This window comes from Mitsuokella jalaludinii DSM 13811, assembly GCF_000702905.1.
GTDB classification, from domain to species: Bacteria; Bacillota; Negativicutes; order Selenomonadales; family Selenomonadaceae; genus Mitsuokella; species Mitsuokella jalaludinii.
In genome coordinates, this window is record NZ_JNKR01000008.1 from 22,106 (window position 1) to 34,414 (window position 12,309).

Sequence of the window (12,309 nt, forward strand, 5' to 3'; positions counted from 1 at the left end):
CTCATTAGTGCCATTAAGACTTTTTATACGCCACGAATGAATACCCAATTGCGGCAAGCCAACCTATCACAAAACCTAATGCTGTCATAAGCTTTGGTCTAGGCCATACAGGTTTCTCTGCAAATGGTAAGTTAGCTGAATCTACAACTTGAATATCCATAGAATCCATTGCCTGCTGAACGCGGCTCTGCTCGCACTGTTTGACAAGGTTGACATAGACTTCATTCTTGATCTTTGCGTCACGTTCTAGTTCCAGATAGTCGACGACACCACTTGGCAGGTCACCGAGTTCCTTCTGTTTGCTGTCACGCTGCGACTTGATAGCAGCTTCACTAGCCTGGGCTGTGGCTACTGTTGCCTGTGCCTGAGCCTGCGTCTTCAGGAGCTCTGCCTGGGCAGGGTTCAGGCTCGTTGCATTGGAAGATACGACCGCATTGACTTCGTTAGCCAAACTCTGTTGCAGCTTACTGAGCTGGTCTTGTGCAGCGATGACACTTGGATGGTTCTCGGTATATTTCTGTTCGAGCCCGACGAGTTCGACCTGTTTTGCTACGATCTGCTTGCGGATTCCCTGAACAGTCTCATTATCGTTGATGTTATAGGCCTGACTGCCTGCCTTCATTTCATTGAGTTTCGCATTGGCTGTGTCCAGCTGTGCCTGTCCGGATTCGGCCTGGACCTGCATCTTGCTGATTGCATCATCATATGCTTGTAACTGCCCGATTAATCCTTTCGCTTGGGTCTCAGGGGCATAAATTTTGTGCTCTTTCTGATACGCAGCAAACTTTTTAGCAGCATCATCCGACTCTTGCTTGGCCTGGTCGATGCGCTCATTCAGGAACTGGACGAGGAGGCTCTGCGTCTCTTTGTTCATGCCCGTCATCATGTCGAGGAAGTTGTTCACGACATCCTGCGAGATTTTCTGCGCTTCCTCCGGGGTCTTGCCCTTAGCCGTTACCTTGATGAGATTCGTCTGCTTCGTATTCTCGATCTTGAGGTTCGACTTCGCAAAGGATTCCGGCGTCAAGAACTTTTTCTTGTCTTCTGGCCAGTCGAGATCATCAATGATCGGTTGCAGGACTGTATTGCTCTTCATGAGCTCCACATACGTGAGCGTGGGCGAGCTCACATTGCCGATTCCCAGGGCTGCAGCGGCGGCCGCTGCGCCACCGCTGGCCAGCTGTGAGCCCGTCATGCGGGTCTGGACGGTGGTGGTGGATTCGTACGTCTTTGGCCAGACGAGACCGGCCACGAGTGCGACGGCTGTGCAGCCCACTACGATGCCGCCGACCACTTTCTTGCGCTGCAGCATGATGTCTTTGAGGCGGCCAAAGTCGATGGATTCTTCTTTTTCCAAGGTGTTCTCTCCTATCTATGCCTGTAATGATTCCGGATATGATGCAATATTAATGCGAAGTCGTCAGACCGAGCTTGCGCGCGACGAAGAGGCCGCCCTTGCGCACCCAGTTCTGTTTCTCGAGGAAGGATACATTCTGTTCACGGTACGGGACCCTGTTCTTCTCCAGCCAGATGTCGAGCATCAGCTCGCTGACGAACCCGTAGATACGGGCTTCATAGGCAGAATAGCTGCTGATGTCCACCCTGTCCTCAATCTTGAACAGGATGTCGAACATCCACTGGCAGTAGGCGTCGTAGAGGTCTTTGCGCATGACGAACATGTTGAACATATGCGCCCAGGTGCGCTTCATGACGGTATCATGTGCCTCGATGTATTCAGGATAATCCGCGCGGATGATTTCGTCAAGGGCCTGCAGGCCTTCTGCATGATGGGCGTGCAGGTAATGGGATTTGTTCGATTCGATGTAATAGCGACGTTTGTCGGCCACGATGACCGGTGTCTCAGCCAGCAGTCTCTCCCAATCCGCCCGGGACAGGATTGCCGCCCGCTTGCCCTCGATCGAGCGCGCTTCCTTATTGGTGAAGTAGCGGCGGTAATGGACAAGCCCCGTATAATCCGCCTGGAGGTTCTTCCACGCCCAGTACAAGGCCGTCAGTTCGCAGTAATGCGGATTCTTGGCGCTGATGTTATCGCCGGTATTGTCACCGGTGAAGCCGATGCTTTCTTTGCCCTCACAGCCAACGTGAATCGGCATGTAGACATCATCCTGCGGCATCCAGTACGGCTTGTGCGCCGCGACCATGATTTTTATATCCACAAAATCTCTCCTTATGAAACGAATCCTCAAGAACTATTTTTCTTTCTTATGAATGAGGTTATATGCTACAGCACAATCCTCATGGAATACGAAAATATTCATGCGCCCCCAATAAAACAAACTGGATCAATAGGCGCCTTTCTTGCCGCAGACGACGCCGATGGTCTTGAAGAGCAGGACGATGTCCTGCCAGAGGCTCCAATTGCGGACGTACCAGGAATCGAGCTGGAGGCGGCCGTTGAAGCTGATGTCGTTGCGGCCACTGACCTGCCAGAGGCCCGTGATGCCGGGCGTGGTCATGCAGATGACGGGCAGGAAGTTGCCAATCTTCTCTTTTTCACGCGGCAGGTACGGGCGCGGGCCGACGAGGCTCATCTCGCCCTTGATGACATTGAAGATCTGCGGCAGCTCATCGAGGCTGTACTTGCGGATGAACTTGCCGACTTTCGTGACGCGCGGGTCGTCGCCGCGGAGCTTCTGGAATTCTTTCCACTCCTGCTCGGCTTCGGGATGCTTGCCGAGGAAGTCTAAGAGAATCCTGTCGGCGTTCTGGTACATCGAACGGAACTTGTAGCACTTGAATGTCCTGCCGCCCTTGCCGATGCGCGCGGCGTTGTAGAAGGCCGGGCCATTGGAATCGAGTCGGATCATGATGGCGATCACGGCGAGGACGGGCAGGATGCAGATGGCGATGGCGGAACCGACGATGAGGTCGAAGGCGCGCTTGAGGATCTGGTTGCCGCGGCTCTTGAGGTTGTTGCTCGTCTTGAGCACGAGCAGCTTATCGTCAAGGCTGCTCTCGATGTCGACGTTGCCGATCGGCACGCCGAAGATGTTCGGGATGACCGAGACGTTGCGGACAAACGGCTGCACGCGGTAGAAGATCTTGACCTGCTCTTTCTTGGAAAGGCCCGGCGTCGCGAGGATGACTTCCTGCACGGGGTGTTCCCGCAGGATCTGCTCTGCCTCATCGAAGTTGCCGAGATGCGGGTACTTCTGCAGGAGCGGACGCGTCGTGTCGTCCTCGACAAAGCCGACGATGTTGTAGTTCATCGAGAAGGCCTTGACGAATTTCTCGGCTGTCTTGCCCGCACCGATGACGATAGCGGTGCTCTGCCAGATGCCGATCCGGCGCAAGATGATGCGCGCGATGAAGCGGTCGAGGCAGATCATGGTATAGCTCAGGGCCCAGTAGCACATCAGGAAGCCACGCGAGATCATGCCATTATTGCTGTGAACGATGTAGTCGAGCACGATGACGGTCACGATTGTGTAGAAGGACGCCTTGAAGATGCGTCCGGCGCACTCGCGGAAGATGCGCCGCGTGCGGTAGAGGCGCGACGGCACCATGTACAGGATGTAGATGCATGGCAGGAGCGTATACCAGGCGCGGCCAACGTGGAGCGTTTTCCCCAAGATAGGCTCCATGATGGCGACGGACAGGTAGACGGCACCGTAACAGACGAGAACGTCCAGGATGAGCAGCACGACGGGTGTGACGTACTGGTTCAGGCTGATTCGCCAATTCTGTTTATTCAATGACATGGAAGCAGTTCCCCTCATTTCTTCTTCGAGCATGTCTCAAAAATCCCCCTATTTCTTCTGCCTGCCGTCAGTCGGTCAGGTTTTTGTAGAGCGCCCAGGCGTTGACGTACGGCAGGATGTCGGTGTCGAGCTTGATGCCGTTGGAGCGCGGCACGTAGAGAATGTCGCCGTCCTCGATCTCGACGTTCTGGGTGAGGTCGTGGCGGACGGTGTAGGCTTTCATGTTGAGCGTGCGGTAGTACATGGTGCCGTCGACGACGCGCATGATCTGGATGCGGGTGCTGCGGCCCTTGCGCGCCCAGCCGCCCGCGGTGGCGAGTGCGGCGTAGGCGTTCATGTTGTCGATGCCCATGGTCTGGACGCCGGGCTTGTTGACCTCGCCCATGACGTAGACCTTGCGCGGGCCGTAGCTCGTGATGACGAGCGAGAGGTCCGGGATGCGCAGGTACTGGGTCAGGGAGTCCATGAGGACGGCCTTGGCCTCGTCGAGCGTCAGGCCCTCCATCTTGACGCTGCCGACGTACGGCAGCTGGACGTAGCCGTCGAGGCCGACGGTCAGGCTGTTGATGCCGATGCCATCGGGAAAGCCGACGGCGAGGATGCTCAGCGTGTCGCCGCGGAAGAGGCGGTAGCTCGGCGAGACGGTCGTGTGGCGCAGGGATGCCGTCTTGAACATCTCCTTGGACTCGACGTAGCGCGCGCTGTCATCCTCGTCGTCGGCGGCAGCCTCGCGGACGGCGGACGGCTCTGCCTGCACGGCGGACGGCGCTGCCGGTCTGGACTTGGATACGCGTGTCGGCGCCGCCGCAGGAGCCGCGAGCGTGCCCGCAGCCGTCTGCGCCGCGACGTCCGCGGCCGTCGGAGCCGCAGGCGCGGCAAAAACGGCACTTCCAGACAGCAGGAGCGCCGTGATGGTGAAAGCCGGAAGGCTGTACTTCATGATTCCAAAACCCCTTGTTTTCATATTTTCGTAATCGATGCTAGATATACGATATCAGTTTAACACTTTGTGCTAAGAATGGCAAGACAGGCAGGCAAAAACAGGACGTATCCACAAAAAGCCCTCCCGTGCCATGCATGGGAAGGCTTTTCTGTTGCCTTATTCTTTTTTCTCGGCTTCGCGCTGGCGGTCGAGTTCTTCGAGCTCTTTGAGCTCTTCTGTGCGCTCGGCGAGGGGCTGGGGGCGCTGGAGGAACATGGCGTCGCCGAAGGAGAAGAAGCGATACTTCTGTTCGACGGCTGTCTTGTAGGCGCTGAGGATGAAGCTGCGGCCGGCGAAGGCGCTGATGAGCATGATGAGTGTGGATTTTGGCAGGTGGAAGTTGGTGATGATGGCGTCGACGATCTTGAAGTCGTAGCCGGGGTAGATGAAGATGCCGGTCCAGCCGCTCTTGCCGGCGATCTCGTTTTTGGCGGTGGCGGCGGACTCGAGGGTGCGGATGCTCGTCGTGCCGACAGCGATGACGCGGTGGCCGGCCTTCTTGGTCTCCATGATGAGCTTGGCGGTCTCGTCGGGGATGCAGTAGTACTCCTTGTGCATCTCGTGCTCTTCGATGTTGTCGACGCTGACGGGGCGGAAGGTGCCGAGGCCGACGTGCAGGGTGACGAAGCCGAGGTTGACGCCCATCTCGCGCAGTTCCTGCATCTGCTCTTTGGTGAAGTGCAGGCCGGCGGTCGGGGCGGCGGCGGAGCCCTCCTCGCGGTTGTAGACGGTCTGGTAGCGCTCCTTATCCTCGAGTTTCTCGTGGATGTAGGGCGGCAGCGGCGTCTCGCCGAGGCGGTCGAGGATCTCCTCGAAGATGCCGTCGTAGTGGAACTCGACGATGCGGCCGCCGAAGTCGGTGTGCTCGGTGACGGTGCACGAGAGCTCCGCGCCGAAGCGGATGACGTTGCCGGGCTTGGCTTTCTTGCCGGGCTTGACGAGCGTCTCCCAGTGATTGGCGTCGAGGCGGCGCAAGAGGAAGACTTCGACTTTACCGCCCGTCTGGTCGCGGTGGCCGATGAGGCGGGCCGGCATGACGCGCGTGTCGTTGAAGATCAGGGTGTCGCCGGGCTCGAGGTATTCCTTGAGGTCGTAAAAGTGGCGGTGCTCGATGGTCTTCTCTACGGGGTCGAGGACCATGAGGCGCGAGGCGTTGCGCGGCTCGATTGGCACCTGGGCGATGCGCTCTTCTGGCAGGTCGTAATCAAAATCGGATAATAACATGGTAAAAACCTCTCTGTCTATCTCTATATATTAGTAGGAATCGGTCTGCAGGGTGACGCCGGTATAGTAGTGGTGCAGGATGTCGGCATAGGATTTGCCCGTCTCGGCCAGCCGCTTTGCACCCCACTGGGAGATGCCGAGGCCGTGGCCGGCGCCAAAGCCCGTGAAGGTGACGCTGTCTTTGGTGAGCTTGGCATCGAAAAGCGCGCTCTTGAGGCCGAGCAGGCTGCGCCAGGCGGTGCCGGAAAGCGTGACACTCCCCTTCGTGCCCGTCACGGTCATCGCCTTGACGCGGCCAGAGGCCGTGCGGTCCTTGGCGGCGCGGCCGACGGCGAGCGGCGAGAGCTCGATGGCGCGCAGCCTGCCGATATTGTGGCCCTTGGCGGAGAGCTTCTTTTCGAGGTCGGCGGTGCTCATGGTCTTGGTCCAGGGCATGGTGCCCAGCGGCGTATCGCAGACGGCGCGCAGGTACGGCACACGGCTCCCCCAGACGTCTTCGCTCGACTCGGTCATGCCGCCGCTGTCGGTGTGGAACAGGGCTTCGATGGGCTGGCCGCCGTACGTCAGCACCTCTCCCCTCGTCGCGCGGACGGCGGCCGTCGAGGCTGTCTTTTCGGAGGCAATGCCCTTGTAGAGCTGGCAGTGCGTCGTCGTGCAGAGGTCGTAGCCCTCAGCGGCATGGCGACCGCGGCTCTTGAGGGCAAAGCTGCGCGCGGCGACGCTCTGCGCCTTGAGGGCCTCGGCGGGCCAGTCGGTCGGCATCTCCTCGGGCACGACGCTCAGGAGATAGTCGTCGACCGGCACGATGTTGACGGCGATCAGGCCCGCGCCCCTGTGGCGCAGCTCGAGCACGCCGCGGTAGCGGCGGCCGTCGAGCGCCAATCCCCCATCCGACTTGTCGGATGGGCGGATGATCAGTATCTCGCCGCGCAGCTTCTCGCGGCCGACGAGGAAGGCACCGTTCTGCCAGCGAATCTCATACGATGCCGTGGCGGTGAGCGCGACGGGCTTGGCGGACTCGGTCCGGGCTTCTGCCCTGCCGCCCGCTGCGACGGTGACGCTCGGCTGGCCGCTCGTGAGGCCGATGCGCAGGAGAGGCGCCTGCTCTGCGGGCTGGGCCGCTGCTGCGGAGGCTTTATCCGCCTTCGGTGCGGCGGGCGCATGATGGCGGGCCATGGCCGGGGTGGCGGCGGACAGCACGAGTGCGGCGGCCAGCAGGGCTGACAAAAATCTTCGCATTCTAGACACTCCCTTCACGATTGCATGGACCCCTTCCGCCTCGGGGGCTTGGCACCTTCCCCAGAGGGGAAGGCGGCGCTTCATAGCGAGGCTCCTGCTTTCAGGGGTTGCCGGCGGCTTCTCTTGCCGCGCGGGCTTCTCGTTCGAGGCGGGCGCGCTTCTTGGCTTTGTTCTCTTTCTTGCGCTGCTTGCGGATCTCGCGGGAGTAGCGCTCTTCTTCGCTGAAGATGCAGCCGCAGTAGGGCTGGCGGTAGAGGCCTAAATCGTGGCTGATGTCGATGCCCTCCTGCCAGCCGGGGCGGAAGTCTTCGTAGTGGAAGGCGACGCCGTACTCTGCCGCAAAATGTTCTGCGGTGCGGCGCATGAGGTCGTGCTGCTGGTAGATGCTGTAGAAGAGCGTCGAGGTGAAGGCGTCGAAGCCGTGCTCCGCGGCAAAGCGGGCCGTCTCCTCGAGGCGCCAGGTGTAGCACATGGTGCAGCGGCCGTTCGGCAGGGCTTCTGCGGGCAGGGCTTTCTTGAGGAAGTCGCGCAGGCGGTAGTGCTCGTCGGCGTGGAATTCCATGCCGACTTTCTCAGCGAACTCTTTAGCGGTCTTGAGACGCATGTCCCACTCCTTGTAGGGGTGGATGTTGGGGTTGAAGAAATAACCGGTGGGCTCGATGCCCTCTTCCCGCAGTTTCTTGACGGGATAGCAGGAGCACGGGCCGCAGCACATATGGAGTAACAGTTTCAAGTGGCTCACCTCTCTTATCTTATTTTTCGGGATATGGGATGCCCAGATGGCGGTAGCCGGCCTCGGTGACGACGCGGCCGCGCGGCGTGCGGTTGATGAAGCCGAGCTGGATGAGGTACGGCTCGTAGACGTCCTCGATGGTGTCGCGCGCCTCGCTGATGGCGGCGGCGAGGGTGTCGAGGCCGACGGGGCCGCCTGCGAACTTCTCGATCATCGTGCGCAGCATGCGGCGGTCGGTGTGGTCGAGGCCGGCCTCGTCGACTTCGAGCATGCGCAGGGCCTTGTCGGCGATGGCGTTCGTGATGACGCCGGAGCCCTCGATCTGGGCGACGTCGCGCACGCGCTTCAAGAGGCGGTTGGCGACGCGCGGGGTGCCGCGGCTGCGGCGCGCGATCTCGAGCGCCCCCTCGTCCTCGATGGCGATCTCGAGGATCTCAGCCGCGCGCTTGATGATGTGCACGAGGGCGTCGGGCGTGTAGTACTCGAGGCGCGAGATGACGCCGAAGCGGTCGCGCAGCGGCGCGGCGAGGGCGCCGGCCTTCGTCGTCGCGCCGATGAGCGTAAAGGGCGCGATGTCGAGGCGGATGGAGCGGGCGCTCGGCCCCTTGCCGATGATGATGTCGAGCGCGAAGTCCTCCATCGCGGAGTAGAGCACCTCTTCGACGCTGTGCGAGAGGCGGTGGATCTCGTCGATGAAGAGCACGTCGTGCTCCTGCAGATTCGTCAGGAGTGCGGCGAGGTCGCCGCTCCTTTCAATCGCGGGGCCGGACGTCTGGCGGAAGTTGACGCCGAGCTCGTTGGCGATGATGCCGGCGAGCGTCGTCTTGCCGAGGCCCGGCGGCCCGTAGAGCAGGACGTGGTCAAGCGCCTCGCCGCGCGAGAGCGCCGCCTGGATGAAGATGGAGAGGTTCGCCTTGACCTTCTCCTGGCCGATGTACTCGCCGAGCTTGCGCGGGCGCAGGCTGTACTGCCAGTCGTCGCTGTGCTGCTCGTCCATGGAGACGATGCGGTCCTCGTCGTAGGAATCGAATCCGTCCAAAATGACACTCCCTTCTTACATGTGGCTTAGTTCCTTCAAAGAAGCCTTGATGATGGCTTCTGTCGTCTTGTACTTGGCCGTCTTGCGGATGACGGGCGCGATCTCAGAGGGCGTGTAGCCGAGCGACTGCAGCGCGGCCATGGCCTCCGAGGCGGCATCGTCGCCGACTTCTTCGTCATTCTCGATGGTCAGGAGCTCCTCCTCCCCGCTGTCCCTGAAGGCGACCTTGTCCTTGAGCTCGAGGATCAGGCGCTCGGCCGACTTCTTGCCGATGCCGGGCAGCTTCGTCAGGACGCTCGCCTGCTTGTTCTGGATGGCGCGGCAGAGCCCTTCGACCGTGATGGCGGAGAGGATGCCGAGCGCGACCTTCGGGCCGATGCCGGAGACGCCGATAAGCTGCAGAAATAGGTCATATTCTTCTTCGGTGGCAAAGCCGTAGAGCACGATGGCGTCCTCGCGCACGCTCGTGTAGACGAAGAGGCTCGCCTCCTCCTTGAGGCGCAGCTTCGTCCGCGTCGAGTTCGCGATGAAGACGCGATAGCCGACGCCGTGGACGTCGAGCAGGCAGTGGTCCGTGTAGAGCGCGATGACCCTGCCGTGAAGATATCCGATCATAGCTGATTCCTCCAAGTGATGCTATTCAGGCAGTGCGTCGTGCAGATGGCGATGGCCAGCGCGTCGGCCGTGTCGTCGGGCTTCGGCGGCTCGGGCAGGTGCAGGATCTTCGTGACCATGTAGATGACCTGGTTCTTGTCGGCCTTGCCGTAGCCCGTGACATCCTGCTTGATCTGCATCGGCGTGCGCTCGACGAGCCGCAGGTTGTTCTTGGCGGCCGTCAGGAGCACGATGCCGCGCGCCTGGCCGACGGGGATGGCCGTCGTGACGTTGCGGTTGAAGAAGAGCTTCTCGACGCCCATGACGTCGGGCTGGTACTTCTTGATCAGCGCGTCGAGCTCATCGTAGATCTTCATGAGGCGGTCCTCCATCTTCATCTTCGGCGAGGTGAAGATGGAGCCGTACGCGTGCGGGATCAGCCGGCTGCCGCGCGACTCGACGAAGCCGTAGCCGCAGATGGCCGTGCCGGGGTCAATTCCTAGTGCTAACATAAATTCCCCTAACATAAAACGTATGAGAAATGCGAAAACAAGCCCCTACAAATCAAACGTTCGAATCGTTCGAATCGTAGAGGCTTGCCTCAAAAGCCCGTCCCCAGTCTATTACTCTTCGTCGTCCGACTCGTAGTTGCTGTAGACGTTCTGGACATCGTCGTTCTCTTCGAGGGCGTCGATGAGGTTCTGCATCTTCTCGGCATCCTTGCCGGCGAGGTGGACAGTCGTGTCCGGGACCATCGTGACTTCGGCCGAAGCCGTCTCGATGCCCTTCTCGCCCAGTGCCTTCTCGATGTCGTCGAAGGCGTCCGGCTCAGCCGTGATCTCGAAGACCTCGTCCTCTGCCTTCATGTCCTCGGCGCCGGCGTCGAGGACGATCTCCATCAGGACGTCCTCGTCGTCGAACGTCTCCTTCTCGACGATGAAGACGGCCTTCTTCTTGAACATCCAGGCAACGCAGCCGTCCTGGCCGAGGTTGCCGCCGAACTTCGAGAAGAGGTGGCGCACATCGGCAGCCGTGCGGTTGCGGTTGTCCGTCAGGATGTCGAGCATGACAGCCGTGCCGCCCGGGCCGTAGCCCTCGTACATGAGCTCTTCATACGTGCCGCTCTCCGTGTTGCCGAGACCTTTCTCGATTGCACGCTTGATGTTGTCCTTCGGGATGTTGTTGGATTTCGCCTTCGAAAGAGCCAGCTTCAGGCGCATGTTGCCCGTGGGATCTGCGCCGCCCATGCGGACTGCGATCGTGATCTCACGGCCGATCTTCGTCGTGATCTTGCCGCGGATGGCATCGTTGGCACCTTTCTTGCGCTTGATATTGGCCCATTTAGAATGTCCTGACATAAAAGAACACCGCTCCTTCAAACTAGATTACACGCTATCGTGTGATAACTTACTTATCTTATCATAAAACGCGCCATCCCACAAGCGTCTGGCGCGTTTTTCTCATCTCAGATCACTCGGCTCACTTCACGAGCTTGAAGTACTTCTTCTTGCCCTTCTTGACGATGGCCTCGCCGTCCGTGAAGTCGCTCTCCTGCAGGATGTAGTCGACATCCTTGACCTTCTCGTCATTGAGGGAGAGGCCGTTCTGCTGGATCAGGCGGCGGCCCTCGCTCTTGGAGGCGAAGACTTTGCCGGCCGTCAGGACATCGAGGAGCTTCTTGCCCGTCTCGGCGGCGATCGTCGGCATGTCGGCCGTGTTGCCGGCACCGCCGAAGAGCGCCTCGGCGGCCTTCTTGGCCTTGTTGGCCTCTTCTTCGCCGTGGACGATCTTCGTGACCTCGTAGGCGAGCACGCTCTTGGCCTCGTTGATGGCGGAGCCCTCGAGGCTGCCGAGGCGGCGGACCTCGTCCATCGGCAGGAAGGTCAGAAGCGCGAGGCACTTCTCGACGTCGGCGTCATCGACGTTGCGCCAGTACTGGTAGAACTCGTACGGCGAGGTCTTCTCGGCGTCGAGCCAGAGGGCGCCGCCCGCCGTCTTGCCCATCTTCTTGCCGTCGCTCTTCGTCAGGAGCTTGTTCGTCAGGCCGTAGACGGCCACGTTGTTCTTGCGGCGGTTGAGCTCGACGCCGGCGATGATGTTCGACCACTGGTCGTCACCGCCCATCTCGAGCTTGCAGCCGTAGCGGCGGTTGAGCTCGAGGAAGTCGTAGGCCTGCATGACCATGTAGTTGAACTCGAGGAAGGTCAGGCCCTTCTCCCAGCGCTGCTTGTAGCACTCGGCGGCGAGCATGCGGTTGACGGTGAAACAAGCGCCGACGTCGCGCAGGAGGTCGATGTAGTTGAGCTTCCGGAGCCAGTCGCCGTTGTTGACCATGATGGCCTTGCCGTCCGAGAAGTCGATGAAGCGCGCAATCTGCTTCTTGAAGCACTCGCAGTTGTGCTCGATGTCCTCGTCCGTCAGCATCTTGCGCATGTCGGTGCGGCCCGTCGGGTCGCCGACCGTGCCCGTGCCGCCGCCGACGAGGCAGATCGGGCGATGGCCGGCGCGCTGCATGTGCGCCATCGCCATCAGGGCGATGAAGTGGCCGGCGTGGAGGCTGTCGGCCGTCGGGTCGAAGCCGATGTAGAAGGTCACGCGCTCCTTGTCGAAGAGCTCGCGAAGCTCTGCCTCATTCGTGCACTGGGCGATGAAGCCTCTCTCTTTCAGGGTGTCAAATACATTTGCCAAAGATCTCTCTCCTTTGTACAGGTGTTATCTGCTTATCCGGTTATCGGAAAACAGCACCGTCATGCGATGCTGCTCTCTCATTCTATGC

Annotated in this window: 12 protein-coding genes; all 12 read right to left on the reverse strand. The window is 60.2% G+C overall.

Annotated features, from left to right (window positions below; genetic code table 11):
* Positions 1-13: 13 nt before the first annotated feature.
* The 12 genes from T518_RS05825 to tyrS all read right to left on the reverse strand — a co-directional run bounded on the left by T518_RS05825 (position 14) and on the right by tyrS (position 12,221).
* Complete coding sequence (locus tag T518_RS05825) at positions 14-1,357, reverse strand: GumC family protein (protein ID WP_036376662.1); 1,344 nt, start codon at positions 1,355-1,357, stop codon at positions 14-16.
* A gap of 49 nt (positions 1,358-1,406) precedes the next feature.
* On the reverse strand, positions 1,407-2,177 hold the full coding sequence (locus tag T518_RS05830; protein WP_036376665.1) for a DUF4422 domain-containing protein: 771 nt from the start codon (positions 2,175-2,177) through the stop codon (positions 1,407-1,409).
* Between the two features lie 126 nt (positions 2,178-2,303).
* The gene (gene wbaP / locus T518_RS05835) at positions 2,304-3,716 is read right to left on the reverse strand and encodes an undecaprenyl-phosphate galactose phosphotransferase WbaP (RefSeq protein WP_051652214.1); all 1,413 of its coding nucleotides are present in this window, start codon (positions 3,714-3,716) and stop codon (positions 2,304-2,306) included.
* Between the two features lie 73 nt (positions 3,717-3,789).
* A complete protein-coding gene (locus tag T518_RS05840) occupies positions 3,790-4,662 on the reverse strand; it encodes a polysaccharide biosynthesis/export family protein (protein ID WP_036376671.1) in 873 nt (290 codons plus the stop codon).
* Between the two features lie 159 nt (positions 4,663-4,821).
* On the reverse strand, positions 4,822-5,928 hold the full coding sequence (gene queA / locus T518_RS05845; protein ID WP_036376674.1) for a tRNA preQ1(34) S-adenosylmethionine ribosyltransferase-isomerase QueA: 1,107 nt from the start codon (positions 5,926-5,928) through the stop codon (positions 4,822-4,824).
* 30 nt (positions 5,929-5,958) lie between these two features.
* Positions 5,959-7,167, reverse strand: a complete 1,209-nt coding sequence (locus T518_RS05850) for a SpoIID/LytB domain-containing protein (RefSeq protein WP_248617158.1) — start codon at positions 7,165-7,167, stop codon at positions 5,959-5,961.
* A gap of 100 nt (positions 7,168-7,267) precedes the next feature.
* Positions 7,268-7,900, reverse strand: a complete 633-nt coding sequence (locus T518_RS05855) for an epoxyqueuosine reductase QueH (RefSeq protein WP_036376677.1) — start codon at positions 7,898-7,900, stop codon at positions 7,268-7,270.
* A 19-nt stretch (positions 7,901-7,919) separates the two neighbouring features.
* Positions 7,920-8,897, reverse strand: a complete 978-nt coding sequence (gene ruvB, locus T518_RS05860) for a Holliday junction branch migration DNA helicase RuvB (protein WP_036376864.1) — start codon at positions 8,895-8,897, stop codon at positions 7,920-7,922.
* A 57-nt stretch (positions 8,898-8,954) separates the two neighbouring features.
* A complete protein-coding gene (gene ruvA, locus T518_RS05865; RefSeq protein WP_036376679.1) occupies positions 8,955-9,554 on the reverse strand; it encodes a Holliday junction branch migration protein RuvA in 600 nt (199 codons plus the stop codon).
* On the reverse strand, positions 9,551-10,045 hold the full coding sequence (gene ruvC, locus T518_RS05870) for a crossover junction endodeoxyribonuclease RuvC (RefSeq protein ID WP_036376682.1): 495 nt from the start codon (positions 10,043-10,045) through the stop codon (positions 9,551-9,553). The genes ruvA and ruvC overlap by 4 nt, the downstream gene beginning before the upstream one ends.
* 111 nt (positions 10,046-10,156) lie before the next feature.
* Entirely contained in the window at positions 10,157-10,891 is a 735-nt protein-coding gene (locus T518_RS05875) for a YebC/PmpR family DNA-binding transcriptional regulator (RefSeq protein ID WP_036376685.1), read from the reverse strand.
* A 121-nt stretch (positions 10,892-11,012) separates the two neighbouring features.
* Complete coding sequence (gene tyrS, locus T518_RS05880; RefSeq protein WP_036376688.1) at positions 11,013-12,221, reverse strand: tyrosine--tRNA ligase; 1,209 nt, start codon at positions 12,219-12,221, stop codon at positions 11,013-11,015.
* Between the last annotated feature and the right edge of the window lie 88 nt (positions 12,222-12,309).